The organism is Micromonospora sp. NPDC005686 (assembly GCF_042871665.1).
GTDB lineage: Bacteria > Actinomycetota > Actinomycetes > Mycobacteriales > Micromonosporaceae > Micromonospora.
Genome location: NZ_JBIAIY010000003.1, coordinates 231924 through 257974, shown reverse-complemented (window position 1 = coordinate 257974; position 26051 = coordinate 231924). Strand labels below are relative to the sequence as shown.

General features: G+C 72.7%; 23 protein-coding genes. 9 read left to right on the top strand and 14 right to left on the bottom strand.

The genetic code is table 11. The features are described 5' to 3' along the window. Positions 1–36: 36 nt before the first annotated feature. The 6 genes from ACFYON_RS08340 to ACFYON_RS08315 all read right to left on the bottom strand — a co-directional run bounded on the left by ACFYON_RS08340 (position 37) and on the right by ACFYON_RS08315 (position 7638). The gene (locus ACFYON_RS08340) at positions 37–1491 is read right to left on the bottom strand and encodes a lyase family protein (protein ID WP_354864084.1); all 1455 of its coding nucleotides are present in this window, start codon (positions 1489–1491) and stop codon (positions 37–39) included. A gap of 47 nt (positions 1492–1538) precedes the next feature. After that, a complete protein-coding gene (locus tag ACFYON_RS08335) occupies positions 1539–2360 on the bottom strand; it encodes a creatininase family protein (protein ID WP_355095033.1) in 822 nt (273 codons plus the stop codon). Then, entirely contained in the window at positions 2348–4096 is a 1749-nt protein-coding gene (locus ACFYON_RS08330) for an iron ABC transporter permease (RefSeq protein WP_354864088.1), read from the bottom strand. Before ACFYON_RS08330 ends, ACFYON_RS08335 begins: the two co-directional genes overlap by 13 nt. Further along, positions 4093–5169, bottom strand: coding sequence for an ABC transporter ATP-binding protein (locus ACFYON_RS08325; protein ID WP_355095031.1), 1077 nt, complete (start codon positions 5167–5169; stop codon positions 4093–4095). Before ACFYON_RS08325 ends, ACFYON_RS08330 begins: the two co-directional genes overlap by 4 nt. A 60-nt stretch (positions 5170–5229) precedes the next feature. Continuing rightward, the gene (locus ACFYON_RS08320) at positions 5230–6282 is read right to left on the bottom strand and encodes an extracellular solute-binding protein (RefSeq protein WP_354864092.1); all 1053 of its coding nucleotides are present in this window, start codon (positions 6280–6282) and stop codon (positions 5230–5232) included. A 207-nt stretch (positions 6283–6489) separates the two neighbouring features. Further along, positions 6490–7638: an ROK family transcriptional regulator gene (locus tag ACFYON_RS08315; RefSeq protein WP_354864094.1), complete on the bottom strand. Its 1149-nt coding sequence runs from the start codon at positions 7636–7638 to the stop codon at positions 6490–6492. Positions 7639–8165: 527 nt separating this feature from the next. Here ACFYON_RS08315 and ACFYON_RS08310 point away from each other — a divergent pair. Beyond that, positions 8166–10883 carry a sugar-binding protein gene (locus tag ACFYON_RS08310; protein WP_354864096.1) on the top strand — a complete coding sequence of 906 codons (2718 nt, stop codon included), beginning with the start codon at positions 8166–8168 and terminating at the stop codon, positions 10881–10883. A gap of 79 nt (positions 10884–10962) precedes the next feature. On the opposite strand, the gene ACFYON_RS08305 is transcribed toward ACFYON_RS08310, so the two are convergent. The 3 genes from ACFYON_RS08305 to ACFYON_RS08295 form a co-directional block, all read right to left on the bottom strand. After that, complete coding sequence (locus tag ACFYON_RS08305; RefSeq protein ID WP_354864098.1) at positions 10963–11556, bottom strand: VanZ family protein; 594 nt, start codon at positions 11554–11556, stop codon at positions 10963–10965. A 128-nt stretch (positions 11557–11684) separates the two neighbouring features. Then, on the bottom strand, positions 11685–12698 hold the full coding sequence (locus ACFYON_RS08300) for a cupin-like domain-containing protein (RefSeq protein ID WP_354864100.1): 1014 nt from the start codon (positions 12696–12698) through the stop codon (positions 11685–11687). After that, the gene (locus tag ACFYON_RS08295) at positions 12695–12874 is read right to left on the bottom strand and encodes a hypothetical protein (RefSeq protein ID WP_354864102.1); all 180 of its coding nucleotides are present in this window, start codon (positions 12872–12874) and stop codon (positions 12695–12697) included. The genes ACFYON_RS08300 and ACFYON_RS08295 overlap by 4 nt, the downstream gene beginning before the upstream one ends. A gap of 216 nt (positions 12875–13090) precedes the next feature. On the opposite strand from ACFYON_RS08295, the gene ACFYON_RS08290 reads away from it, so the two are divergent. The 4 genes from ACFYON_RS08290 to ACFYON_RS08275 all read left to right on the top strand — a co-directional run bounded on the left by ACFYON_RS08290 (position 13091) and on the right by ACFYON_RS08275 (position 17310). After that, positions 13091–15046, top strand: coding sequence for a sensor histidine kinase (locus ACFYON_RS08290; RefSeq protein WP_357708835.1), 1956 nt, complete (start codon positions 13091–13093; stop codon positions 15044–15046). Next, entirely contained in the window at positions 15043–15720 is a 678-nt protein-coding gene (locus tag ACFYON_RS08285; protein WP_354864106.1) for a response regulator transcription factor, read from the top strand. Before ACFYON_RS08290 ends, ACFYON_RS08285 begins: the two co-directional genes overlap by 4 nt. A 360-nt stretch (positions 15721–16080) precedes the next feature. Then, positions 16081–16377 (top strand): DUF1540 domain-containing protein, encoded by a 297-nt coding sequence (locus ACFYON_RS08280; protein WP_013286940.1) that lies wholly within the window; start codon positions 16081–16083, stop codon positions 16375–16377. Between the two features lie 150 nt (positions 16378–16527). Beyond that, entirely contained in the window at positions 16528–17310 is a 783-nt protein-coding gene (locus ACFYON_RS08275; protein ID WP_354864109.1) for a DUF2470 domain-containing protein, read from the top strand. Here ACFYON_RS08275 and ACFYON_RS08270 read toward each other — a convergent pair. From ACFYON_RS08270 to ACFYON_RS08260, 3 genes are all read right to left on the bottom strand, one after another. Then, positions 17307–18548: an MFS transporter gene (locus ACFYON_RS08270; RefSeq protein ID WP_354864111.1), complete on the bottom strand. Its 1242-nt coding sequence runs from the start codon at positions 18546–18548 to the stop codon at positions 17307–17309. The two genes, ACFYON_RS08275 and ACFYON_RS08270, sit on opposite strands and share 4 nt — an antisense overlap. Beyond that, entirely contained in the window at positions 18548–19963 is a 1416-nt protein-coding gene (locus ACFYON_RS08265) for an NAD(P)-binding domain-containing protein (protein WP_387188635.1), read from the bottom strand. Before ACFYON_RS08265 ends, ACFYON_RS08270 begins: the two co-directional genes overlap by 1 nt. 163 nt (positions 19964–20126) lie before the next feature. After that, on the bottom strand, positions 20127–20453 hold the full coding sequence (locus ACFYON_RS08260; RefSeq protein WP_354864115.1) for a metalloregulator ArsR/SmtB family transcription factor: 327 nt from the start codon (positions 20451–20453) through the stop codon (positions 20127–20129). 160 nt (positions 20454–20613) lie between these two features. Here ACFYON_RS08260 and ACFYON_RS08255 point away from each other — a divergent pair, with 160 nt between their 5' ends. The 4 genes from ACFYON_RS08255 (at position 20614) to ACFYON_RS08240 (ending at position 22995) form a co-directional block, all read left to right on the top strand. Beyond that, positions 20614–20997, top strand: a complete 384-nt coding sequence (locus tag ACFYON_RS08255; RefSeq protein WP_354864117.1) for a metalloregulator ArsR/SmtB family transcription factor — start codon at positions 20614–20616, stop codon at positions 20995–20997. 33 nt (positions 20998–21030) lie between these two features. Beyond that, positions 21031–22116, top strand: coding sequence for an ACR3 family arsenite efflux transporter (gene arsB / locus ACFYON_RS08250; protein ID WP_354864119.1), 1086 nt, complete (start codon positions 21031–21033; stop codon positions 22114–22116). Positions 22117–22130: 14 nt separating this feature from the next. After that, positions 22131–22538, top strand: coding sequence for an arsenate reductase ArsC (locus ACFYON_RS08245; protein ID WP_355096644.1), 408 nt, complete (start codon positions 22131–22133; stop codon positions 22536–22538). Between the two features lie 94 nt (positions 22539–22632). Further along, the gene (locus ACFYON_RS08240) at positions 22633–22995 is read left to right on the top strand and encodes a metalloregulator ArsR/SmtB family transcription factor (protein WP_354864123.1); all 363 of its coding nucleotides are present in this window, start codon (positions 22633–22635) and stop codon (positions 22993–22995) included. A gap of 51 nt (positions 22996–23046) precedes the next feature. Here ACFYON_RS08240 and ACFYON_RS08235 read toward each other — a convergent pair whose 3' ends face one another. Then, positions 23047–24354: an FAD-binding protein gene (locus ACFYON_RS08235; RefSeq protein ID WP_354864125.1), complete on the bottom strand. Its 1308-nt coding sequence runs from the start codon at positions 24352–24354 to the stop codon at positions 23047–23049. Between the two features lie 157 nt (positions 24355–24511). Beyond that, positions 24512–26035 (bottom strand): class I SAM-dependent methyltransferase, encoded by a 1524-nt coding sequence (locus ACFYON_RS08230; RefSeq protein WP_355097025.1) that lies wholly within the window; start codon positions 26033–26035, stop codon positions 24512–24514. Positions 26036–26051 lie beyond the last annotated feature (16 nt).

Here is a 26051-nt window from a genome sequence, read left to right as displayed (position 1 = left end):
CGTCCGCGACCACGGCCAGCGGCGTCGGCCGGCCCGTCACGGGCCTACCCTCGCCGCGACCGCCTCGGCGAGAGCCGCGTCGGCACGGGTCAGCCGGTCGCGCAACGCCTGCGCCCGCTCCTGCACCGCGTCGAGCATTGTAGACAGTCGCCCGACCTGGTCCCGGACGGCCGCCTCGCCGGGCCCGTCGGCCTGGGCCCGGCGCAGCACGAGCTCGGGGCGGACGGCGGCGCCCAGCAGGTCCCGTACCGCGGCGTCGTCGAGCGTCAGGCCGAGGTCGGCGGCGGTGGACCGGACCAGCTCCCCGGTCCAGGTGGCCGGGGCGCCGCCGCGTACCAGACGGCCGAGCAGCGAGTGGGCGCCCCGGAACGGCACGCCGTGGCGGGCCAGCGCGTCGGCGGCGGCGGTGGTGGTGGCGCCGGAGGCGACGATCTCCTCGCCGGACGGCGGGCGCTGGGGGTCCAGCTTCTCGATCAGGCCGCCGAGCAGGGAGAAGAACCGGTACGCCCGGTCGTCGCCGTCCCAGAGCCGGGCCTGCACGTCGGTGGTGGCGTTGTTGGAGTCCTCCCACCAGGCGGCGCCGACGTTGTTCAGCACGCTGGCCGCGTCGGCGGCGGCGGCGCCGGCCATCGAGACGAGGTGTTCCAGCACCACCGGGTTGCGCTTCTGCGGCATGATGCTGCTGCCCTGGGTGAAGTCGGCGGGCGTGACCACCCAGCCCCAGCTCAGCCAGTCCATCAGGGTGCGGGCGAGCCGGGCGCCGGTGGCGAGCGCCTGCGCGTTGAGCGTGGCGACCCGGACCAGGTGGTCGGCGCCGGCCACCGCCTCGTACGAGTTGACGATGAGCTGGTCGAAGCCGAGCAGGTCGGCCAGCCGGCGGGGCGAGATGTCCAGGTCGGTGCCGGCGAAGGCGCAGGAGCCCAGCGGCGAGCGGTTCATCTCGTCGAGCAGGTCGGCGTACGCGGCGGCCTCACCGGCGAGCGCCTCGGCGTAGCCGGCGAAGACGTGCCCGATGCTGGTCGGCTGGGCCGGGCGGCGGTGCGTGTAGCCGGTGATCACCACGTCGGCGTGCCGGTCCGCGCGGTCCAGCACGGTCCGGCCGGTGGCCAGCAGCGCGTCGAGCACCTGGAGCAGCTGGTCGCGCAGCACCATCCGGAAGACGCCGGCGTCGAGGTCGTTGCGGCTGCGCGCGAGCTGCACGCTCAGTTGCGACACCTCGATGCCGGCCGCGGCGGCGAGACGCTTCTCCAGCGTGTAGTAGACGTCCTCGACGCTGCCGTCGTACTCCAGTTCCTCAGGCCGGTCGCCGGTGAGGGCGGCCAGGCCACGCAGCATCGTCGCGGCGGCCTCGTCGGAGATCAGCCCCTGCTCGGCGAGCATGACGACGTGGGCCTTGCTGGCCGTGACCATCGCCGGGTAGAGGTGGGCGACGTGGTGGTCGAACACGACGCGCAGATGGTGCTGTTGGTAGACGGTCAGTGACGGGCTCATGGTGGCCTCCCGAGGTGGTGCGTTGTCGTGCGGCGTGCCGCGCGTGGTCATCCGGTCGTCTGGTCCGGCCGGTCGGCGCCGGGCGGCCCGGGCAGCGGCGCGGCCAGCCACGCCTCGACCAGCTCGCGCAGGCGTGCGCCGGCGGTGACGCGGATCCGGTCGCCGGCCTCCCGGCCGGCCAGCGAGACGTGGCCCGACCAGCCCTGCCAGGGATCCGGCCGCGACTCCACCAGCACGTACGGGTAGGGGACGGGCAGTTTCGGCTTCGGCGGCAGGTCCGGCGCCGCGTCCAGGCGCACCGCGTCCGGGTCGAAGCCGAGCACCGCGGAACTCTCGTACGCGCCGCCGTGCCCCCGGGCCGGCAGCTCCCCGAACATGTCGGTCGTCTCGTCCGGGCCGACAAGCTGGAACCAGTTCGCCAGCATCATGCTGGCCCGGTGCCGCCCGGACACCCACTCCATGGCGGCGCGGACGGTGGACATGTTGGCGTCGTGCCCGTTGACCACGAGCACCCGGGTGAAGCCCGCCTCGACGATGCCGGCGAGCACGTCGGCGAGGTAGCCGACGGCGATCTCCGGCCGCAGCGCCACGGTGCCCGGCCACTGCCGGGTCTGGCCCGGGCAGGCGGCGTACGGCGTGGCCGGGAACAGCACCGCCCGGGCGGACCCGTTGGCCAGTTCCCCGGCGAAGCCCTCGGCCAGGATCAGGTCGGTGCCGATCGGCAGGTGCGGACCGTGCCACTCGACCGCGCCGACCGGCAGCACCGCCAGGTCGGCCGCCTCGGTCACGGCGGCGAACGCGTGCCCGGGCACCCGGGTGACCGGGAGCAGACCTCCCCCGGTCCGCCACCGCTCGATCAGTTCGTCCACTGCTCGGCCCTCCGGGTCGCGGTACGGCTGCTCTCCAGCCGCCCGGAGAACCACATCACCACGAAGATGAGCAGCACCTGGAGCATGCCGTAGGCGGCCGCGGTGCCCAGCTCGAAGCTGTACATGCGGTTGTTGATGGCGACCGAGATCGGCACCGTCGACGAGGTGTAGATGAGCACCGAGGCGACGAACTCGCCGACACCGTGCACGAACGCCAGCAGCGCGCCGGCGAGCACGCCGGGCAGCATCAGCCGCACGGTGATCGTGTAGAACGCGCGCAGCCAGGAGGCGCCGAGGTTGCGCGCGGCGTCCTCCAGCGACGGGTCGATCAGCGCCAGCGTCGCGGAGCTGGACCGGAACACGATCGGCAGGAACCGCACGAAGTAGGCCAGCGGCAGGATCCAGAACGTGCCGACCAGCACCTGCCCGAAGCTGAACGCGTTGCCGGTGCTGAACGCCGAGATCAGGTTGATCGCCACGACCGTGCCGGGCAGCGCCCAGGCGATCATCACGGCCACGTCGAGCAGGCCGCGTCCGACGAACTTCAGCCGCCGCACCGCGTACGCGACGAGCACGCCGATGACCACGCAGCCCACGACCGCGAGGAGGCTCATCTGCACCGAGTTGAGGATCGGCTGGAACGCCTTGGGGTCGGTGAAGATGGTGACGAAATTCTCGAACGTGTACGTCGGCGGCAGCACCTCGGTGGTCCAGGACCGGTCCTCGGAGAACGCGACGAGCGCGATCGCGCCGACCGGGGCGAGCAGGACCAGCGTGGCCAGCACCGAGGCGAGCGGGGCCAGCCAGCGGCCGATCGGGTTGGTGATCTCCCGCCGGACCGCCGAGACGCCCTTGGACTGGGACTGGTAGTTACGCCGCCCCTCGTACCAGCGCATGCACAGCAGGAAGATGATCGAGACGATGCCGAGCACGGAGGCGTACGCCGAGGCCATCGGCAGGTCGCCGTTGGTGCGGTTGATGTAGATCTGCATCGTCATGGTCTGGCTGACGTTGAACAGCAGTGGCGCGGTGTAGGACGCCAGCGACGTCATGAAGACCAGCAGCGACGCCGAGATCAGCGCCGGGGTGAGCATCGGCAGCAGGACGGTGCGCCACACGCGCACCCGGCTCGCGCCGAGGTTGTACGCCGCCTCCTCGACCGACGGGTCCATGCCGGCCAGCGCCGCCGAGGCGGCCAGGAAGAAGAACGGGTACATGGTGAACGTGTGCACCACCAGCACGCCGGCGATGCCGTCGAAGGCCAGGACCGGCTTGTCGGTGCCAAGCAGCGCCTGAAGGCCGCGCGGCACGATGCCGATGTTGCTGTAGAGCAGCTGGAAGGACACGGCGCCGATCAGCGGCGGCAGGGCCGCCGGCACCAGGATGAAGGCCTCGATGAGCCGCCGGCCGCGGAAGTGGAACCGCTTGAGCAGGAACGCCATCGCCACGCCGACGACGCCGCACAGCAGCACGCTCGCGGCCGAGATGAACAGCGAGGTGAACAGCGACTCGCGGGCCACCCCGGAGGACGAGAGGAACTGGAGGTAGTTGTCGCTGCCGTTGGCGCTGACGCTCTCGCGGAAGGTGGCGAACATCGGCTGGACGACGAAGCCCCAGAGCACCAGGACCAGCGGCAGCACCAGCAGGTAGGGGAACCATCGTGAATTCGCCCCGCCGGCCAGGCGCCGGCCGAGGACCGCCGCCCAGCCGGGGGCGGTCGGGTTCGCAGCGGTCACGGCTTGACCACCCAGAGCCGCTCCGGTACGAGCCGCAGGCCCACGACGTCGCCGAGCTGGATACCGGCGGGCGCGTCGACCATGGCGGCCATCACGTCGTCGCCGTCCACGTCGACAGTCACGTGGGTGGCCATGCCGGTGAACTCGACGTGGTTGACCCGCCCGCGCAGGGCCGCCGTCGCGTCGTCGCCGCCGCCGACCGCGATGTGCTCGGGGCGCGCGGAGACCAGCGCGGTGTCGCCCTCGGCGAGGCCGTGTCCGGCGGGGGCGCCGACCTCGATCGTGGCGCCGCCGGGCAGGCGCGCCCGGACGCGCTGCTCCGTCGCGCCGGTCACCGGCAGACTGAGCACGTTGCTGCGTCCGATGAACCGGGCCACGAACGAGTTCGCGGGCCGGTAGTAGACCTCGTGCGGGGTGCCGACCTGCTGGACCCGGCCGGACTCCATCACGGCGATCCGGTCCGACATCGCCATCGCCTCGGCCTGGTCGTGCGTGACGTAGATCGAGGTGGTGCCGCTCTCCCGCTGGATGCGCCGGATCTCGGCGCGGGTCTCCTCGCGCAGCTTCGCGTCGAGGTTCGACAGCGGCTCGTCGAGCAGCATGGTGCGCGGGCGGATGACCAGGGCCCGCGCCAGCGCGACGCGCTGCTGCTGGCCGCCGGAGAGCGCGTCGATGCGCCGGTCGCCGTACCCGGCGAGGTGCACCTGGGCGAGCGCCTCGGTGACGCGGCGGGCCTGCTCGGCGCGGGAGACCCGGCGGACCTTCAGCCCGTATGCGACGTTCTGCGCCACCGTCATGTGCGGGAACAGCGCGTAGTTCTGGAACACCATGCCGGTGTCCCGCTTGTTCGGCGTCCAGTGGGTGACGTCGTCGTCGCCGAAGTGGATGTGACCGGAGGTCGGGAAGTAGAAGCCGGCCACCATGCGCAACGTCGTCGTCTTGCCACAACCGCTCGGTCCGAGCAGCGTGAAGAACTCGCCGGCTCCGATGGTGACGGTGACGTCATCGACCGCCGCGGAGTCGCTCGACTTGGCGAAGCGCTTACTGACCGCCGTCAGTCGGACATCGATCATTTCTGGGTCCTTCCAGGACGAAGCCGGGCCGTGCCGGAGCACGGCCCGGTTCCGAGCGTCTTAGCCCTTGCCCTTGATCTGGGCGTTCCAGTGGGTGATCCAGGCGGTCTCGTTCTTGCCGATCACGTTCCAGTCGACGTTCATCGGCTTGAGGTCGAGCTTGGTCAGCCACTCGGGCTTCTCGGCGATGTCGACAGCGGGGATCTGGAAGTAGTCCTTGGCCAGGCTGGCCCGCAGCGAGTCGTCGAACAGGAACTCGAGGAACTTCTTCGCGCCCTCGCTGTTGCCGCCCTTGACCGCCGCGACGCCGTCGACGAGCACCGGCGCGCCCGAGGCCGGCATGACGTAGCCGAACGGCATCTTCTCGTTGGCCTGGAGCAGGATGTCCTGGAGGTTCCAGGCGCTGACCACGCCCTGCTCACGCGACATCTTCAGGTAGAGGTCACTGGGGTTGGCGGCGTACTCGACGGTGTTGGCGTCGAGCTTGCGCAGCCAGTCGTAGCCGGGCTGCGGGTTGGACCCGTCGGCCGTGAAGCGCTGGATCATCGAGGCGTAGATCGAGCGCATGGTGCCGGAGGCGGCCACGTCCCGGATGATGATCTTGTCTTTCCACTTCGGGTCGACCAGGTCGTCCCAGTCCTTCGGCGCGGTCTCCGGGGTCAGCGCCTTGTTGTTGTACATGATGACCTCGGGCAGCAGGATCTCGCCGAACCAGCGGCCCTCGGCGTCCTTGTACCGCGCGTCGATCTTCGAGGCGAACGACGGCTGCCAGGACTCCAGCAGGCCATCCGACGCCCCGGCGGCGAGGCCCTGCTGGGTGCCGCCCCACCAGACCGACGCCTGCGGGTTGGCCTTCTCGGCGCGGACCCGCTCGAGCACCTCCTGGGCACCCATGTTGAGCACCTCGACCTTGCCCTTGTACTCGGGGTTCTTGGCCGTGAACTGCTCGACGACGTAGTCGGTGACCGACTTGTCGCGGGCGCTGTAGATGACGACCTTCTCGGCCGACGCGGAACTGCCGGAGCCGGCGTCCGCGTCGTCGTCGCTGCCGCCACACGCGCTGACGGCGAGTAGCGCGCTGAACGCGACGGCCAGGGCCAAACGACGTTTCATTGGAACCTCCACTTTGCGGGGGAACTATCGGAAGCGGGAAAGTCGGTGTGCGGTCCCGTCCCGGGACCGGGGCGTGCCGCATCGCGCCGCGACCTGCCGTCCGGGTACGGACGCGGTCGCCGCGACGGCGGCGGTGACGATGGGGGTGGGCGGCGGTGGGTGTGGTGTCGGGGTCGGGGGTCGTCCGGGGCCGGGGTCGGGGGGTGGTCAGGGAAGTGAGGGTCGGGGAACCGCGGCCGAGAGCGCGTAGCTGATCGCTCCGTGCAGCACGGCCTGGTCGCCCAGGGTGGCCCGGCGCACCTCGGTAGGGGCCGGGGTCCGGGCGGAGACGAGGGCCTGGAGCTGGTCCAGGGCCGCGTCGTCGAGCTCCGCGGCGGCGCCGCTGAGCAGCACCAGCCCTGGATCGACCACGCAGGCGCAGGAGAGGATGAGCCCGGCCCAGGCGCCGAGCACCTCGTCGAGGTAGTCGCGGGCGAGCGCCGAGGTCGCGGCGAGCCGGCTCAGCTCCCGTACCGGCGACTCGGGCCGGCGGCCGGGGTTGAGCGCGACCACCCGCTCCGCTATGGCGTTCACCGACCACTGCGCCTCGAACTCGCCCACGCCGGTGTAGCGGCGCTCGGTGCCGCCGCCCAGCGGCAGGAAGCCGACCTCGCCGGCCGCTCCGCTGGCGCCACGCCGAACCTTGCCGTCCAGCACGAGCCCGGCGCCGATGCCGTCGGCGACGTGGATCAGCAGCAGGTTGGCCACGTCCGCGCCGGCACCGGCCACGCACTCGCCGGCGGCCATGAGGTTGACGTCGTTGTCGACGACCACGGGTACGCCGAGCCGCCGCTGCACCGATTCGCCGATCGGCCACGCCTCGACCAGCCCGACCGACGGCGCGAGGCGTACCGCGCCGTTGCTGGACACGCCGGGCACCGCGATCGCGACGCCGCGAAGCGACGGCAGGTTGTCGCCGACCAGGTCGAGCACGAACTCGCAGACGGTCTCCACCACGTCCGCGCCGAGCCGCGCGACGCGGTGCGCGATGACCGCGCCCTCGCTGTCGGCGATCTCGCAGCTGATCCGGGGTGGCTCCAGCGACACCGCCGCGACGAGCTCGGCGCGGGGGTTGAACTCGAGCATCTCCCGGGGCCGACCGGTGGTGGGCGCGCCGGGGCCGCGTTCGATGAGGTAGCCCTCGGCGACCAGCTCCCGCACGAGCGCGGTCACGGTTGCCGCCGAGAGGCCGGTCATCTCGGCGAGGTCCACCCGGGACAGCCGCCGGGCCTGCCGGGCGGCCAAGATCACCGAGAGACGCTTGATCTCACGGGACCGCTCACGGCTGACCGGGCTGGTCGGGGCTTTGTCAGACACACTTTATTCTTAGTGCGAAAAAATTATCTGGTCAAGTAACGAGATGATCTCGGTCCGCCGACCAGGGAGAGTTTGTCTGCCGACAAGCTGGGCGGGCCGGGGCCAGACCGACATGGCAGGCAAAACGAGCCCTCCGGTCCACATTGGGGTCCCAAACCCGGACATAGACTGTCCACAGGTTACCGAAGACCGCGCGGCCATCGCCCTGAGCAGGGGGGATTGTTTCTTCGAATAAGGAAGAAAGTCGTCCAAGCCTATTGACGACGGCTCCGCAAGATCCCTAGGTTACGGCCCGAAGGCCTTCCGGTGGCCCGAACACGGCGCCACTGTGCGCACCGCTCACGCCGTGACGGTGCGCGTGCACCACCACCCCCGTTGTCGAGCACCACCACCAGCGAGGATCCGACAATCCTCAGTGGACAGCTGTCCGCCTCACGGCCCGGCACGAGCCACGTGTCAGCCGGCCCGCGCCGGGCCCGTCACCGTCCAGCCGCAGCACTCCCGCTTCGAGACGAAGAGGTATGCCCATGAGATGGCGCACCAGCGCGGCGATCGCCATGTGCGGTCTGCTGTCGATGGGCCTGGCCGCTCCGGCCCAGGCCAACCCCCAGCAAGCAGCACCGAAGCCCCAGGCCAAGAAGTCCGACAAGCCGGTTGACCTGGACATCATGTTCATCGGCGCCCACCCGGACGACGAGGCCGGCCAGCTCGGCATGCTCGGATACTGGAACGAGTATCACGGCATGAAGGCCGGCGTCATCACCACCACCCGCGGCGAGGGCGGCGGCAACGCCACCGGCCTCGAAGAGGGCCCGGAGCTCGGCATCCTGCGGGAGGCCGAGGAGCGCAAGGCCGTCGGCTGGGCCGGCGTCGAGCACATCTACAACCTGGACGCGCTGGACTTCTGGTACACCGCCAGCGCCCCCCTGACCGAGGAGGTCTGGGGCCACCAGGAGACGCTGTCCCGGATCGTGCGGGTCCTGCGGACCACCAAGCCCGAGGTCATCCTCACGATGAACCCCTCGGCGACGCAGGGCAACCACGGCAACCACCAGAAGGCGGCCATGCTGGCCGTGGAGGCCTTCTACGCGGCGGCCGACCCGAAGGCGTTCCCGGACCAGATCAAGAAGGAGGGACTCGCGCCCTGGCGGGTCTCCCGCATCTTCCAGACCGGCGGCAGCGGCACCGCCAGCAACGGTCCCGCCTGCGAGACCACGTTCACCCCGAACGAGGCCAGCAACGTCGTCTTCGGCACCTGGCAGGGCTACGAGTCGGCACGCCACGACGGCAACCGGTGGAACACGGTCCAGACCTGGGCCCGCCGGGAGTACGTGTCGCAGGGCTGGGGCAACAGCTCCTTCCCGACGACCAATCCCGACGCCATCGGCTGCAACCGGCTGACGCTGATCGACACCCGCACCCCGTACCCGGACCCGAACGTGGGCGCCGGCACCGGCGCGCTCCAGGGCGCCACCGTGCGCGCCCCGGGCGGCCTGCCGCTAGGCACCGAGGTCCACGTGCGTCCGCGCACCTGGGAGGCCGTGGCGGGCCAGCCCATCAAGGTGGACACCGTCCTGTACGCCGAGAAGGCCATCCCGGGCGCGGCTGTCACCCTGAACGTGCCGGCCGGCTGGACGGTCAGCGGCAACGGCAACGTCGGCACCCTGACCCCGCGTAAGGAGGTCGTGAAGACCTTCACGGTCACCCCGCCCGCGCAGGTCCAGGTGGGTACCCGTTTCAAGATCGACGCCACGCTGACCAGCAAGAAGGACGGCAGCGGCACCAGCAGCGCCCAGGTTCAGGGCACCGCGCCGGTGCGCGGCACCCTGGAGCCGCTGGAGGAGATCGCCGACTTCCGCGCGTGGACCGTGCGGAACAAGACCCAGCAGCTCGACGCGCTCATCGAGTCCCTGCTGAACATCCCCAGCGGCGGCACCCGCAGCGTCAAGGTCAACCTGACCAACCACGGCACCCGGGTCGAGTCCGGCGCGGTCAAGCTGAACGTCCCCGCCGGCTTCTCGGTGGCCGAGCAGCAGGTGCCGTACAGCGGCCTCCAGCCGGGCGCCAGCACCTCGGTGACGTTCACCGTGACCAACACCGACACGTCGCTGCCGACGGCCAACCGGGCCCCGGACAACGGCGCCTACCGGGTGCAGATCGAGACCAGCTACACCGGTGGCAGCGCCAGCGAGCCCGGCGCGTTCAACCTGGTCCCGGTCACCACGATCCCGAAGGCCGCCACCGCGCCGACTGTGGACGGCCACGGTCACGACCACGAGTACACCGGCGAGGTCATCGACATCTCGACCCGCTGGGAGGGCACCGCCGCCCCGGCGTCGGACATCTCCGGCACCGCCCAGCTCACCCACACCGACGACGCCCTGTACGCCATCTTCACCATCACCGACGACGTGCTCGGCACCGTCCTGCCGCCGGAGGACTGCAAGCGTCCGCGGCGTAACGACAACATCGAGTTCGGCATCGACCCGCGGGGCAACTCGGCGAACACCTCCACCGTGTTCAACATGGCGCTCTTCCCGGCCACGAGGGACGAGGCCAACGGCAACCCGCCGTGCTTCGCCCGGGAGCGGGACAACCACCAGGGCGGCCCGGAGACCGCGCCGGGTGTGGAGATCGCCTCCGTGGTGACCAGCAACCCGTACACGGGTTACCGGATCGAGGTCAAGATTCCGTTCAGCGTGCTGCCGGACACCATCGACCCGAACCGGATGGGCCTGAACATCCTGGTCAACGACTCGGACACGCAGGACCTCAGCTCGCAGACCCGGGTCGGCTGGTCGACCTGGAGCGGCGTACGGGCCGACCCGTGGCGCTGGGGCAACGCGACGCTGCCGGCCCTGGCGGCGAAGCCGTCGGCGCCGAAGGCTCCGATCATGCCCGACACCGCGGCGCAGAGCGTGGACTCGCCGCAGACCCTGCTGCAGTCCGTCTCGGACGGGGTCGCACCGGGTGGTTACGCCAAGCTGCCGGACGACACCGTGAAGATCAAGAAGGTCACCAGCACCGCGAGCAAGGTGTCGGTCCAGCTCCAGGTGAAGAAGGCGGGCACCGCCCGGGCCTTCCTCTGGGACGGCACGAAGGTCGTGGCGCAGGCCAAGGCCGACCTGCGGAAGGACGGCACGCTCGTCCTGCCGCTGAACGGGCCGCTTCCGGCCGGCACCTCGCTGCTCGTCTCGTACGAGCACGGCGGCGCCACCACAGCTGCGGCGAAGACGCTGAGCTGACCGGACGGTGAGCGCGTCGACCTGACGTGCGCACCGCGATGGGCCGGGCCGGCAGGTCCGGCCCATCGTGCCGTCCGCACTACCCGGACCGCGCCCCCATCGGCGAACCGGCGCCGGTCGCGGGCGGTGACGCCTCGGCCGGCTCCCGCCACCAGCGGCGTGACGCCAGCGCGGCCAGCCCGGCCCCGGCGGCGTTGAGCAGGACGTCGTCGACCGAGGAGACCCGGTCCAGCCGCAGGACGTACTGCGCCACCTCGACCAGGACCGAGCAACCGGCCGCGAGCGCCAGGATCCGCGGCACCGACGCCAGCGCCGCGAACCGCAGCGGGGCGAAGAACCCGAGCGCCGCGAACACCAGCAGGTTGCCGACGATCTGGCCGGTCGCCGTCAGCGGCCCGCTCGCGAGGACGGTGAGCAGGTCCCGCAGCGGCACCAGGCTCACCCGGCCGGGGACGGCACCGGCCCGCTCCCCCGGCAGCATGATCATCCAGACCCAGGGCGCGGTCCCGTAGACGATGCCCACCTCCGCCACCGACCTACGCCACGCCGCCGCCCCGCCGCCGCGCCGGCGGGCCAGCACCCACACCGTGAGCGCGGCGGCCGGCAACGCGGCCACCGTGAGGAGCACGACCCCGGTGATCGTGCCGAACCAGCCGTGCCATCCCTCGACCACGCCGCCTCCACCTCCGTCCGGCCGACGGCCGTCCGGGTGTCATCCTGCCTCCCGCCGCGCGTCGTCGTCCGCGAGGCCGGCCGGTTCCGTCGAGTACGCGGGAAGCCCGGCCGGCACGCCGCCGGTCCTCACCCGTCGGCGCGGGCCGCCGGCGGCGTGGCCATCCGATGGTTCTGACCGGGCACCCGGAAGTGGTGGAACGTGACGGTGGCGCTGAGATCCAGCGCGTGCACCCAGTGCCACCACCCGACCGGCACCAGCAGCATCTGCCCCGGTTCGAGCACCGTCTCCAGCACCGTCGCCTCGGCGTACCGGGGATGCCGGTCGAGGTCCGGTCGCGCCGCGTCCACCGCGCTGAACGTCCCGCCGCGGGGATATACCAGATGCCGCTGGTACGACGGCACCAGCCGGACGTGCTTGCGCCCGAGCACCTGGCAGAGCAGCACCGTGCTGTTGTCCACGTGCAGCGGCGTCACCGTCCCCGCCGGTCCCAGCAGCAGATGGCCGCCACCGGCCGGGTCGACGAGGTGCGGGGGCGGAGCAACGTCGTCGGCGAGCGCCCGCAGCGCCCCGTTCCAGTTCTCGTTGCGGGGCACCATGTAGTAGTCGTTCGTCCGCGCGCCGGAGCCGAGCATCGCCAGGTAGTCGACGAACGCCATGGTGGTGCGGTGCCTGTCGTACTGCCAGGCGTGGTCGGGGTTCGCCTCCCGGCCGGTCATCACCTCGACGACCGCGTCCGGGCAGCTCCGGGCCATCCGGTCCAGTGTCCAGTCCAGTGCCGGCCAGTCCGCCATCAGGCCGTCGAGCACGACCGGCCGGTTGCCGTAGTAGTAGCGGCCGAAGAACTCCTCGGCGGTGAGGTCGGCCCGGCGTTCCAGGACGCGGCCCTCGTCGTCGTCGCGCAGCACCCGGTAGGTGTCCAGCACCGACTCCATCCAGTCGTAACGCAGCGCGAGCCGCCGGCAGACGGCGAAGTACGGATGGTCGGCGAGCGCCGCCAGTTCGGCGTCGACGGCGTCGGCGTCCGCGCCGGCGTCGACGGCCGCCGCCCGGGCCTGCCCGGCGGCGACTCCCATCGCCAGGTTCTCGGCGAGCCACTCCCGCCAGACGGGGAGCAGGCCCGGTGCGGCGGCCACGGTCACCGGGTGACCCCGACGGACGGAGCGGCCGGCGCGGACGGCCGCAGCGTCAGCACCACGGCGTCGGCGCGGCCCTCGGAGGGCGGCGGGGTGAGCCGGGGCGCCCGGGTGTACTCGGAGCAGTTGACGTAGGAATTCTTGACGTGGGCCGGGATGTGGTCCGGCGTGGTTTCGGTCATGCCCGGCAGTCAACCGGCGCGGCGTCCCGGTCCACCAGGGACGCCGATCCCGCCCGGCCCGGGACGCCGCCGCCACGCCGCACGGCCGATACCCCGGTCCCGCCCCGGCCGGGACATCCGCCCCCGGCCGCCGGGACACCCCCGTCCGGCCCGCCATCCACCGCACGCCGTTCAGGTGGTCCCCGGCGCCTTACGTCCTGACACAGTGGACCTGACATGCGCGACGAATTCCGTACCCGGCGCGCGGGGGCCTGGGTCGTCCTCGCCGCCTCCGGCGTGCTCACCCTCGGTGCGGTCGTCGGCTGGGCGGTGGCGACTCCCCCGTTCACCGCCACTCAGCTCTACTCGCTCGTCGACCTGCTCGACGGCGTCGTCTACGGCGCGGTGGCGTGGCTGATCCTGAGTCGCGGGCGCAGCGGCAGCCGGCTTCCGGGGTGGATCGCCACCGCGACGGCGCTCGGCGGCGCGCTCGCCGCGTGCTGCGGCCAGTGGCAGCTCGCCGTCGGCGGGCCGCCGCTGCTGACCGCCCTGCACCACTGGGCCTGGGTGCCGGGCCTCTACTCGCTCGTCGTGGTCATGCCCTGGCTGCTGCCGGAGCGGCCACCCGGCCGGCTCGAGCGGATCGCCGTCGCGGCCGGCCTCGGGTACGTGGTGCTGACGGTGGCCGTCCTCGTCACCGCGTCGCCGCCGGTGGGCGTGGTGCCGCTGACGCCGGAACTACGCGAGGGCCGCGCCGCGCTGCTGCGACAGCTGTCGCCCGTGCTGGCGTACGCGCTGGCCGGGCTCGGTCTGCTGGCCGCCGCCGGCGTCGCGTGGCGGTGGCGGCGCGGGGAGCCCACGCGGCGCAACGGCCTCGGCTGGGTGACCGCGGGCAGCGCGCTGCTCACCCTGGCCTTCCTGACCACGCTCCTGCCGCCGGCGGTGGCGCCGCCGGCCGTGCCCGCGCTGCTGATGCTCGCCTCCCAGGCGTTCTTCCCCGCCGCGGTGGCGGTGGTGGTGCTGCGCCAGCAGTTGTGGGGACTGCGGCTGGCCGTGCGGCGCACCCTGGTCTGGTACCTGATGACAGCCACGGTGATCGCCGCCTACTGCGCGGCCGTCGCATTGCTCGACCGGCTGCTGCCGCAGGCGATGCCGCTGCCGCAGCTGCTGGTCACCGGCGCGATCGCGGCCGCGTTCCAGCCGGTCCGCGCGCTCGTGCAGCGACGGGTGGACGGCCTCGTGCACGGCGAGGCGCCCGAACTCCTGCTGCACCGGGTGGTGCGCAGCGGCGGCAGCACGAGCGACATCGGCGCGGCGGTGGCCACCGCGCTGCGGCTGGCCGACGTGCTGATCACCGAGGACGAGCCGCAACCGCCGCCGCGTGAGGGCGGGCCGCCGGTCACCGTTGCGCTGCTCCGGGGCGACCGGCTGGTCGGTCACCTGCACGCCTGGCCCCGGCCCGGCGAGCTGCTCGACGACCGGGCCGGCGAGGCGCTCGCCGTGCTCGCCCCGGTGGTCGCCGCGATGGTGGAGCTGGTCGGCACCAACCGGGATCTGGCCCGGTCGCGGCAACGGCTGGCGGAGGTACGCGACGAGGAGCGCCGCTCCCTGCGGCGGGACCTGCACGACGGCCTCGGGCCGGCGCTCAGCGGCATCGGGCTGGGCCTGGCGGCCACCCGCAACCTGCTGCGCCGCGACCCGGACCGGGCCGAGGAGCTGCTGGACCGGTTGACCGAGGAGCTGACCGCCCGGGCGGCGGAGGTGCGGGAGATGGCACACGGCCTGCTGCCCCCGGTGCTCGCCGACGGCGGGCTGCGTCCCGCCCTGGACGTGCTGCGCGCGCAGTACGCGCGGGCCGGGCTGCGGATCGTGATGCGGGCTCCCGCCTCGCTGGACCCGCTGCCGGAGCCGGTCGCCACCGCCGCGTACGGCGTCACCGCCGAGGCGGTACGCAACGTGCACCGGCACGCCGGTGTGGACAGCTGCGTCGTGTCGCTGGACCGGCGGCCGGACCTGCTCCGGGTGACGGTCACCGACGAGGGCCGGGGTGTGCCCGCCGGGCCGGTCCGCCCCGGTGTGGGCCTGCACGCCATGCGGGAACGGGCGCAGGCGGTCGGCGCGACGCTGACCGTCGGACCGGCCGCCTCCCGCGGCACCACCGTCTGCCTGACCGTCCCCCTGGAGCGCCGGTGACCGAACGCCCGATCCGCGTCGTCGTGGTGGACGACCACCCGGTCTTCCGGCTCGGCATGAGCGCGCTGCTGGACACCCTCGACGGCATCGAGTGCGTCGGCGAGGCCGCCGACGCGGCCGGGGCCGGGACGCTCGTCGACCGGGTCCGGCCCGACGTGGTGCTGATGGACCTCCACCTCGGGCAGGGATCCGGGATCGAGGCCACCCGCGCGCTGAGCCGGGAGCACCCGGAGGTCCGGGTGCTGGTGGTGACCATGCTCAACGACGACGCCTCACTCGTCGCCGCGGTACGTGCCGGAGCGCGTGGTTACGTGCTCAAGGGGGCCTCGGCCGCCGACGTGGAACGGGGCATCCGGGGTGTGGCCGGTGGGGACCTGGTCCTCGGCGGCCCGCTCGCCGACCGCGCGGCCGCCCTGCTGGGCGCCCGCGCCGACGGCCCGTTCCCGGAGCTGACCGACCGGGAACGTGAGGTGCTGGACCTGCTCGCCCGGGGCCTGTCGAACCCGCTGATCGCGCATCGGCTCGGGCTGAGCGCCAAGACGGTGCGGAACAACGTCTCCGCCATTCTGGTGAAACTCCGCCTCGGCAGCCGCGCCGAGGCGATAGCCCGGGCGCGCGACCACGGTATCGGTGTGCCGAACGCCCCGGAACTGCCTCCGTCCCGGGCCCGCTGACCGGCCCGGCCGCGCAGTTCCGCTTTCCGCTCGGGGCCATTCCCCCGTGGGCCTCGGAGGCCGATTCCCGGGTGCCTTCTCCCGCACCGGACCAGGCCGGAATCGGCTCGGAAACAGCAGCTACGCGCGAGCAAACGAAGCCTTCCCTAACGAAGGCGAGGCTTACCTTCTCTCGTCCGGGGCACCGCACGGAAACGGCCGATAACGGCCGGCGGCCCCGTATTCCGTTGTTAGGGTGAGCGTGATCCGCACTGGTGGCCGACGGGTTTGGGAACCGGCCGCACGGCAAATACCAGATGGCGTTCGAGCACCACGAGGCCGGCCTTTCCGTTCCGCCGGCCCGCATGACTTGGAGGCACCATGAAGACGCTGTTGCAGTCTCCGCCGGTACGGGAGTGCGCCGCCACCGCGTGCAGCTTCAACGACAACGGCTGCCACGCCCCCGCGATCACCGTGGCGGCGTCCGCCGACGCGGCCTCCTGCGCGACGTTCGTCGAGTCGTCACTCAGCGGCGGGATCGCGGAGGTCACCGGTGCGGTGGGCGCGTGCGCGCGGGCCGAGTGCGTGTTCAACACCAACCTCGCCTGCACCGCCGAGTCGATCACGGTCGGGCCGGGCGCCACGGTCAGCGACTGCCTCACCTACCAGCCCGCCTGACGATCCGGACACCGCGCTCGTACGGGTCACGACGGTCACCGTCGTGACCCGTACCGCACCTGCGGCACCCGACCGCCGTTGCACAGGTAAGCCTTACCTATTACCGTCTGACCTGGGCCGACATCACCCTTCCCGGCCGAGGAGACAGACATGGCGTTGCACCCCGCCGGGCGTCCGGCCCCGTCGGCCGGCGTCGCCCCGCTCACCGCAGGGCCGTCGGCGGTCACCGCCACGCCCCGCGACGCCGTAGCCGCCCGGTGCGTGCTGAGCGCCGCCTCCTCGCTGCGCCTCACGCTCGGCGACACCACAGCCGATCTCCTCTCCGCCCACGTCGTCCTCCCCGACGGCACGATCGTCCTCGCCGTCGACGCGATGAGCCGTACCGGCGGTCTGCTGGTCGCCGCGCGCGGCCAGGGCAGCGCGGTACGCCTCGACGTCACAGACCTCGCCCCGGTCGCCGTACGCTCCCGGGTGCGGGCCCGGCTGCGGGTCCTCGGCACCGTCCGCCGCTTCGACCCGGCCGCCCTCGACGCCTGCGACCCGGTCACCGTGATGTCGCTGCTCGACCTGCCCTCGGTGGCGTTGTGGGCGATCGAGCCGGACGAGATCGTCCTGGACCGGGCCGCCGTTCCCGTCGCGGTGGACCCCGGCGCGTACCTCGTCGCCCGGCCGGATCCGATCGCCGTCGACGAGGCGGTCCACCTCGCGCACCTGACCCGGTGCCACGGCGACGTCCTCGACCGGCTCGCCGCGCTCGTCGACCCCGCCGTCAGCGCCGGCGCGGCCCGGATCGTCCCGGTCGCGCTCGACGCCGAGGGCATCGTGCTGCGCGCGGAGCGGCCGGACGGTCACGCCGACACCCGGCTGCCCTTCACCCGCCCGGTCGCCACCGGCACCGGCCTGACCGAGGCGCTGCGGACGCTGCTCGCCTAGCCGGCGCGCTCGTGCCGGTCGCCTCGGCGTCCTACGGCACGCATCGCGGCGGCCGCGAGAAGGCAGGCGGTGGTGACCGCGGCGAGCAGCAGGTGGTAGCCGCCGTTCGACAGGAGCACGGCGGCCAGCAGGGGCGCGGCGGCTCTGGCGGTGGTGACGGGGGCGGTGAGCCGTCCGGCGATGGTGGCGTAGGCGGTGGTCCCGTACCGGTCGGCGAGGATCGCGGGGGCGGCGAGGCTGGAGATGCCGAAGCCGAGGCCGAACCCTGTGACGGTGATGACGGCGCCCACCCGGCTTCCAGCGGTGAGGGGCATGGCGAGGACCGCGACGGCTTGGACGGCGAAGATCGCGGCGACGACGGTGGCGGTCGGGAGGCGGCGGCGGGCGCCGGTGAGGACGAGTCGTCCGGTGACGGACAGGACGCCGAGGAGGCCGGCGACGGCGGCGGCGAACGTCGCGGGGTGCCCGCGGCTGGTCAGGTAGCCGACGAGGTGGACGGCGACGGTGCTGGTGGCGGCGCCGTGGGCGATCAGGGCTGCGGTGAGGATCCAGAATCGGCGGTCGCGCATCGCGGCGCGGGCCGCCGCTTGTCGCGCGACGACAGGTGACGCCGCAGGGCCGGCGGGGGTGCGGTGCGGCGGTGTGCGGATGGTGAGGGCGTGCAGCGGGATGGTCACCGTGCCGTGGATCGCGGCAAGGACGAGGATCGCGTCGCGCCAGCCGACGTTGGTGACCAGTACGCCGGTGAGGGGCATGAAGACGGTGCTGGCGAACCCGGCCACGACGGTGATCGCGAGCAGCGCGGTGGGGCGTCTGTCTGGGGTGAACCAGGAGATGACGACGGCGAAGGCGGGTTCGTAGAGGACCATCGCGCCGGTGACGCCGATGCCGACCATGACGACGTAGAGCTGTCCGATGGTTCGGACCTGGGACCAGGCGACCAGGAGGGCGGTGGCGGCGATCGAGCCGGCGGTCATCAGGCCTCGTCCGCCGTGCCGGTCGAGCCACCTGCCCACAGGGACGGCCGTCAGCGCGCCGGCGAGGACGCTGGCGGTGAGCGCGCCGGTGACGGCGGTGGTGGAGGCGCCGAGGCCGGCGGCCATGGGGCCGAGGAGAACCGCGTAGGCGTAGTAGAGAGTGCCGTACCCGATGGTGCTGGTGACGGCGAGGGCGGCGACGATGCGCCACCCGTGGCGCCCGCCGACCGTGGGGCCGGCGGGCGCCGTCGTGGTGGTCATCAGCTGGTGCAGCAGCCGCCGGTCTGGCCGCCGGCCGGCGTGTCGAGGCCGACCAGGGTGAGCGGTGCGGACAGCAGGCCCCCGGAGATCCCGGTTGCCAGCCCTTGTGTGGCCGGCTGGGCCGCCGGCCCGGAGCCGCAGCAGTTGTCGGTGTCGGTGGAGTCGGCGGGGTTGCTGTTGCAGACGCCGGTCTCGGGCAGGTCGAGCTGGACGTCGCGGGCGGCTTCCCAGTCTCCGGCGAGGGCGGCGACGACGGAGCGGACCTGCTCGGAGCCGGTGGCCATGAGGAACGTCGGCGCGCGGCCGTAGCTCTTCATGCCGACGGCGTAGTAGCCGACCTCGGGGTGGGCGAGTTCGGCGGCGCCGTGCGGGGGGACGGTGCCGCAGGAGTGCTCGTTCGGGTCGATCAGCGGGGCGAGGGCGCGGGTGGCGCCCATGACCGGGTCGAGGTCCAGACGCAGCTCGGCCGCGATCGAGTGGTCGGGGCGGAAGCCGGTGGCGGCGACGACGCGGTCCACGGTCACGGACTCGTCGGTGCCGTCGGCGTGCCTGACGACCACGGCGACCCGGCCGTCGGCCGGGGTGAGGGCGTGCACGGAGAATCCGGTGAGCAGCCGGACGCGGCCGGCGTCGACGTGGTCGCGCAGCCGGGCGCCGAGCGCGCCGCGGGCGGGCAGGGCGTCGGCGTCGCCGCCGCCGTAGGTGCGGGCCGGGCTGGCCGAGCGGATCGCCCAGACCACCTCGGTGCCGGGCTCGGCGGCCGCCAGCTCGGCCAGCGAGAGCAGGGTGTTCGCGGCGGAGTGGCCGGCGCCGACGACGAGTGTGCGCCGGCCGGCGAAGCGGTGCCGGTCGGCGCCGAGCACGTCGGGCAGGGCGTGCTCGAGGAACGCTGCCGCGTCCTTCTCGCCCCGGGCGGGCAGGCCGGAGGCGCCGAGGACGTTGGGGGTGCCCCAGGTGCCGGAGGCGTCGATGACGGCGCGGGCCGGCAGCTCGTCGCCGTCGGCGAGGCGGATCAGGAACGGCGTCTGTTCACGGCCGGCGGTACGCAGCCGGTCCAGGCCGAGCCGGCTGATCGCCTCCACCCGTGCGCCGTAGCGCAGGTGGGGCTTGAGCTGCGGCAGCTCCGCGAGGGGCTGGAGGTAGTCGGTGGCCAGCTCGGCGCCGGTGGGCAGGGCGTCCTCGGGCGGGGCGACCCACCCGGCGTCGTCGAGCAGCCGGCGGGCGGCCGGGTCGACGTTGTACCGCCATGGGGAGAACAGCCGCACGTGCCCCCACTGCCGCACGGCCGCGCCGGCGGTGTCGCCGGCCTCCAGGACGAGGAAGGGCAGGTCACGCTCGTGCAGGTGGGCGGCGGCGGCCAGACCCACCGGGCCGGCGCCGATCACCACGACGGGCGACTCGTCCAGGACACTCATCGGCGACTCCTCTGTGTTGAGAATTGTCGAATCAAGTAGGCGCGGTGGGCGGGATCGAACTGGAGGTCAGGTGGTGACGCGACGGCGTCGCCCGAGCAGCGTCAGTCGCGCCGCCGGACGGGGTGCCGGCCGATCGGCGCCGGACGGATGGTGACGGCGGCCATCAGCAGGCTCCGACCGGATTGGGGGCCGGGCGGCCCATGACGACGTCGGCTGCGGACGGGAAGCAGCCGACGCAGGCGTCGTTGATGCGGTAGTGCCGGGCGGTGCCCACTCGCTCGACGAGGACGAACCGCACCTCGGTGAGGATCTTCAGGTGCTGCGAGACGGTGGACTGGGCGAGCCCGACGGCGGCGACGAGCTCGCCCACGCTCATGGGGCGGGCGTGGCGGGCCAGGTATTCCACGACCTGCACCCGCGTCGGGTCCGCCAGTGCCCGGAACCACGACGCGTAGGTCTGCGCGGTGTCCCGGTCGAGGAGGTCGGCCACCGTCACCCCTTTATCGTTAATCGCCGATTGACGATGAAGCTTAGCAGACACCGGAGCCGGCGACCCGCGCGGCGGCGGACCCGCCACCCGAACACCCCTGCCTTGATGCATGTCTAAACAGAGACTTGCACGCTGATTAGATAGATGTCAACCTAGAGGCATGCCGAAGCAACAGGCGCTGAGCCCATTGGTCGAGCTCGACGCCGACACACAGTGCTGCCCCTCGCTGGCGCAGCGCCGGGTCCCGGCCGAGACGGCTGCGGTGCTCGCACCCGCCTTCAAGGCGCTCGGCGACCCGGTGCGGCTGCAGCTGATGTCGATGATCGCTTCCGCCGAGGGCGGCGAGGTGTGCGTCTGCGACCTGACCCCGGCGTTCGACCTGACCGGGCCGACGATCTCACACCATCTCCGGACGTTGCGCGAGGCGGGCCTGGTGGACGCCGAGCGGCGGGGCACCTGGGTCTACTACCGGGCTCGGCCGCAGATCCTGCGTCAGCTCGCCGGCCTGCTGTCGGTCGAGCCCGCCGCCGCGGCGCAGCGGTAGGCCGCCGTGGTGCCGACACCCACGGAGTCGCGCATGAGCACCGCCACCGGAGCCGACCACGCCCCGCCGGTGGCGGCACGCCTGTCGCGCCTCGACCGGTTGCTGCCGGTCTGGATCGGCCTGGCCATGGTCGCCGGCCTGTTGCTCGGCCGGATCGTTCCCGGCCTGGACGACGCTCTCGACGCCGTCAAGGTCGGTGGCATCTCCCTGCCCATCGCGCTCGGCCTGCTGATCATGATGTACCCGGTGCTGGCCAAGGTCCGCTACGACCGCCTCGACACCGTCACCGGTGACCGGCGTCTCCTGGTCTCGTCGCTGGTCCTCAACTGGGTCGTCGGTCCCGCCCTCATGTTCGCCCTGGCCTGGGTCTTCCTGGCCGACCAGCCGGAGTACCGCACCGGTCTGATCATCGTCGGCCTGGCCCGTTGCATCGCGATGGTCGTCATCTGGAACGATCTCGCCTGCGGCGACCGGGAGGCAGCGGCGGTCCTCGTCGCCCTCAACTCGGTGTTCCAGGTCCTCGCCTTCGGCCTGCTCGGCTGGTTCTACCTGTCCGTGCTGCCGGGCTGGCTCGGACTCGACGGCGCCGCGCTGCAGGTCTCCGGCTGGGACATCGCCGGTAACGTGCTCGTCTTCCTCGGCATCCCACTGCTCGCCGGCTACCTCTCCCGCCGCCTCGGCGAGCGGGTCAGGGGCCGCGACTGGTACGAGCGGCGGTTCCTGCCCAGGGTCGGACCCGTCGCACTGTACGGACTGCTGTTCACCATCGTCATCCTCTTCGCACTGCAGGGCGAGGCCATCACCGACCGGCCGGTCGACGTGGCCCGCATCGCCCTGCCGCTGCTGGTCTACTTCGCCCTCATGTGGGCCGGGTCCTACCTGCTCGGCCGGGCCATCGGCCTGAACTACGAACGCACCACCACCCTGGCGTTCACCGCGGCGGGCAACAACTTCGAACTGGCCATCGCGGTCGCGATCGGCACCTTCGGGATCGCCTCCGGCCAGGCTCTCGCCGGCGTCGTCGGCCCGCTGATCGAGGTCCCGGTCCTCGTCGGCCTGGTCTACGTGTCGCTGTGGGCCCGCGCCCGCCTGTTCGCCCCGCCGGGAGCCCGGCCATGACACACGGAGACCCGATGAACGACAAGCCCAGCGTGCTCTTCGTCTGCGTGCACAACGCCGGCCGGTCCCAGATGGCCGCCGGGTGGCTGCGCCACCTCGCCGGCGACACCGTCGAGGTCCGCTCCGCCGGCAGCGCACCCGCCGGCCGGGTCAACCCTGCCGCCGTCGAGGCCATGCGGGAGGTCGGCATCGACATCACCGGCCAGACCCCCAGGCTCCTCCGGTACGAGACGGCGGAATCCTCGGACGTCATCGTCACCATGGGCTGCGGCGACGCCTGCCCCGTCTTCCCCGGCAAACGGTACGAGGACTGGAAGCTCGAAGACCCCGCGGGCAAGGGCGTCGACGCGGTACGTCCCATCCGGGACGAGATCCGCACCCGGGTGGAACAGTTGCTCGCCGAGCTGCGCGCCACCACCTGACATCCGCCCGCACGGTCACCCGACGGGTTGCACTGACGGTGGTCCGGTCCCGATTGCACCGGCACGCGGCCGGCGTTGATGCAACGATGCAGGCGTGGGAACTGCGAAAACTGCCACCCCTGCCATCTCGCCGCTCGCCGGTGAGCCGATCAAGCGCGCCGATGCCGAACGGCTCGCGGGAGTGCTGAAGGCCTTCGCCGACCCGGCCCGGCTGCGCCTGCTCAGCCTGATTCAATCCGCTCCGGAGGGCGAGGCGTCCGTCAGCGACCTCACCGCGCCGCTCGGTCTCTCCCAGCCGACCGTCAGCCATCACCTTCGGATCCTCACCGAGGCGGGCCTGCTCGAGCGGGAGAAGCGGGGCGTGTGGGCGTACTACCGCCTGGTGCCGTCCGCGATCTCGGCGATCGCCGAGTTGTTGACGCCGCCTCGTAAACGGCCGACGAAGAAGGCCCGCTGAGCCGGCGACCGCGAAGCACCCGCCGGCCCGACCCGGTCGCACCCTGGAGCGTCAGCCCTCCACCGGGAAGTTGGACCGGATGCGGCCGTCCGGATCGTGGCGGCGCTTGACCGTCCGGAGCCGGTCCAGGACGGCGGGGGTGAACGCGTCGGCCAGCGTCTCGTCCGGGTTGAGGAAGGTCACCGGCTTGCGCCCGCTGACCGGCAGGGCTTCGGCCAGGGCCCGCTGCCGCGCCGTGACCGCCGCCGGGTCGGTGGGCACGCCGAAGAGGTAGAGCGCGTACGGCTCGGTGAGCGGGCCGTGCGGGCTGTCGGAGGCCCGGGCGAGGGCACCGCCCAGGTGGCGGAGCTGGACGCTCAGCAGCGGGGCGATCGGATCGGCCAGCAGCGCCTCGCCCGCCTCGTCGTCGAGCCTGGTCAGCAGTTCGGCGCGGGATGCGCCCGGGCCGGGGTCGGTGGGCTCGGCGGTGATGCCCCCGAGCTCGGTGACCGGCATGATCCGCCTGCGGTCGGAGATCGGCGGGGCCAACCGGTCCAGCGGGGCGAGCAGGTCCCGGGCCGTGGTGTCGTCGCCGAGGTACGTGACGTCGAGGGCCACCATCGGCTCGGCGCCGGGGAAGTGCAGCAGGTCCATCCAGACGGTCAGCTCGTCGGGCGCGGTGGCGGTGATCCCCCGGTACGCCCGCAGCACGTCGCCCGCGTGCGCCGCCGCCCACAGCATCCGTCCGCCGAACAGGCTCGGCGCGGGGTGCAGCGCGACTTCGAGCGCCGTGACGACCGCGAAGTCACCGCCGCCGCCGCGTAGCGCCCAGAACAGGTCGGGATCGGTCTCGGCGGTGACGCGCCGCTGCCGCGCCTCGGCGTCCACCACGTCGAACGCGGTGACCGCGTCGGACACCCAGCCGTACGCGCGGCCGAACCAGCTCAGTCCGCCGCCGAGCGCCACCCCGGTCACGCTGACCACCGGGGAGCTCCCGGGCAGCCCGGTGAGCCGGTACGGCGCGGCGGCGGCCTGGAGGCGGCCGGAGGAGACACCCGCGCCGATCCGGGCCCGGCGGGCGCCTGGGTCGATCCGCACGATGTCCAGCCGGCCGGTCCGCAGCAGGATCGTGCCGTCGGCGCGGCCGGTGGCGCCGTGCCCGTTGGGCTGCACGGCGATGCCCAGTCCGGCCGAGCGGGCGTACCGGACGAGCGCGGCGACGTCGTCCGCGTCGGCGGCCTCGACCACCGCCGCCGGCGACTGCGCGACGGCCAGGTTCCAGGGCCGCCCGGCCGCGTCGAAACCGGCGTCCCCCGGCACCAGGACCCGGCCCCGGACGGCGGAGCGAAGCGGGTGCGGCGCTTTCGTGATCATGTCCATGAGCCCACACTAGGGTCGGAAAGACCCGCACCAGGGTGCATTCGCATGACGGGTTCGTGGGCCGATCCGGCGCGACCTCGGCATCGATTTGCAGCTGGAACTTGCCGGCTCCGCCGGCCGCCGTACCGGCGGGGTGCCGGTCGGGCGGCGCACCGGGTCAGGCGTTGCGCGGGCGGTGGGCGACGGTGAGGACGTGGGTGGTCGGCCAGTCCAGCGGCCGGCCGTCCAGGCCGGTCAGGGACGCGACCGGCGCGATCCGGTTGTCGATCACCCAGTCGTTGCGGACCGGAGCCGAGGCCGGGCCGATCTCGAAGCCCACCTCGGTGAGCAGGCCGGTCCAGTCGGCGAAGCTCAGGCCGCAGAACTGCTCCCTCGTCTCCGACAGCCAGTTGTCGGTGTAGTCCTTGCGGGTCAGGTAGTCCATCGCCGCACCCAGGCCGATGCGGACCGCGCCGTCGGCGAGCGGCTCGTACGCGCAGCCGAACGCGAAGTCGACGGCGAACTGGTCCAGCCGCGCCCGGGTGGACAGCCCGGAGACGTACCGCTTGACCTCGGCCGAGGACAGGCCGGCGAGATCCCGGCGCGGTGTCGCCGGGTTGTCCCCGTCGTCGGTGGCCAGTCGCAGGATCACCGGCCGGTCCGGCTCGTCCGGCCCGCACACGTCACTGTTGATCCAGACGCCGCCGGGCGCGGTGTGGTCGTGGATGCGGCGGGCGAACTGCAGCAGCGACTCCCGCTGCCGCCCGTACGACCAGATCTCGTGGGTGAGCGCGAAGGTGAGCGTGGTGTCCACCGACCGGTCCTTGAACACCGCGCCGCCGAGCACGTTGCGGTGGAAGAAGTAGACGTTGGCGTTGCGGAACACGCCCTGCGCCTTCTTGTGCAGGCACTCCTGGTAGAGGTGGCGGGCCACCTCCACGCCGATCAGGTCGCTCTCCCGCAGCGCGGCCTCCCGGTCGGCCAGCTCCAGGACCGAGCCTGCGCCGCAGCCGATGTCCACGATGCGGCCGGGCTGCACGTACCGGCGCACCGAGTCCCACTTGCGTTGCGCGGCCGAGGCGAACGCCTCCACGTACGTGCGGTAGTCGCGGGTCACGGTGAGCCCGCCCTCGTCGCCGACCAGCGGGTCGTTCACCACCGACCGGATCGCCTCGACCAGCCGGTAGCGCTCGAAGACGTCGATGGTCGCCGGGTGGGTGAGCGTCCGCCAGGTGTCGTCCCCGGCGGCCAGGCGCAGCAGCACGTCCCACGGCCGTTCGGGCGTCTCGGGCAGGTCCGGGTCGGCCTCCACCGGCGCGATCGGGAAGCCGAGCCGCTCGTACAGCTTCGCGACCTCCGGGGTGGAGCAGGCCACCACCGTGTCGGCCGGGACGAGGTCGATCCCGGTGGCCACCGCGATGCTCTTGAGCGTCACCTCCGCGAACGCGTCGGTGTACGCGGTGTCGAAGATCGGCACGGCCAGCGAGCGCAGCCCGGTCAGCACGCTGAACCGCTCGATCGCGGCCTCCCGTCTGTGGTACGCGACGGGGTTGCGCCTGGTGTTCTCGTGGTTGGCCGACGTCACCGCCCAGACCACTGTGGCCTCGTCGCCGGCGAGCCGGCTCAGGTAGTCGGCCTGGAACCGGGTCAGCAGGTGATGCCGCCCCGGGAAGAGCACGAAGCGGGTCGGCAGGTCGGTCATGGGCACCTCGCCTGGG

Excerpts from the sequence above, each read along its gene's own strand:
- ACFYON_RS08340 (WP_354864084.1), bottom strand. The coding sequence starts at position 1,491 with ATGAGCCCGTCACTGACCGTCTACCAACAGCACCATCTGCGCGTCGTG.
- ACFYON_RS08325 (WP_355095031.1), bottom strand. The coding sequence starts at position 5,169 with ATGATCGATGTCCGACTGACGGCGGTCAGTAAGCGCTTCGCCAAGTCG.
- ACFYON_RS08320 (WP_354864092.1), bottom strand. The coding sequence starts at position 6,282 with ATGAAACGTCGTTTGGCCCTGGCCGTCGCGTTCAGCGCGCTACTCGCC.
- ACFYON_RS08310 (WP_354864096.1), top strand. The coding sequence starts at position 8,166 with ATGAGATGGCGCACCAGCGCGGCGATCGCCATGTGCGGTCTGCTGTCG.
- ACFYON_RS08295 (WP_354864102.1), bottom strand. The coding sequence starts at position 12,874 with ATGACCGAAACCACGCCGGACCACATCCCGGCCCACGTCAAGAATTCC.
- ACFYON_RS08290 (WP_357708835.1), top strand. The coding sequence starts at position 13,091 with ATGCGCGACGAATTCCGTACCCGGCGCGCGGGGGCCTGGGTCGTCCTC.
- ACFYON_RS08280 (WP_013286940.1), top strand. The coding sequence starts at position 16,081 with ATGAAGACGCTGTTGCAGTCTCCGCCGGTACGGGAGTGCGCCGCCACC.
- ACFYON_RS08275 (WP_354864109.1), top strand. The coding sequence starts at position 16,528 with ATGGCGTTGCACCCCGCCGGGCGTCCGGCCCCGTCGGCCGGCGTCGCC.
- ACFYON_RS08270 (WP_354864111.1), bottom strand. The coding sequence starts at position 18,548 with ATGACCACCACGACGGCGCCCGCCGGCCCCACGGTCGGCGGGCGCCAC.
- ACFYON_RS08265 (WP_387188635.1), bottom strand. The coding sequence starts at position 19,963 with ATGAGTGTCCTGGACGAGTCGCCCGTCGTGGTGATCGGCGCCGGCCCG.
- ACFYON_RS08255 (WP_354864117.1), top strand. The coding sequence starts at position 20,614 with ATGCCGAAGCAACAGGCGCTGAGCCCATTGGTCGAGCTCGACGCCGAC.
- arsB (WP_354864119.1), top strand. The coding sequence starts at position 21,031 with ATGAGCACCGCCACCGGAGCCGACCACGCCCCGCCGGTGGCGGCACGC.
- ACFYON_RS08245 (WP_355096644.1), top strand. The coding sequence starts at position 22,131 with ATGAACGACAAGCCCAGCGTGCTCTTCGTCTGCGTGCACAACGCCGGC.
- ACFYON_RS08235 (WP_354864125.1), bottom strand. The coding sequence starts at position 24,354 with ATGGACATGATCACGAAAGCGCCGCACCCGCTTCGCTCCGCCGTCCGG.
- ACFYON_RS08230 (WP_355097025.1), bottom strand. The coding sequence starts at position 26,035 with ATGACCGACCTGCCGACCCGCTTCGTGCTCTTCCCGGGGCGGCATCAC.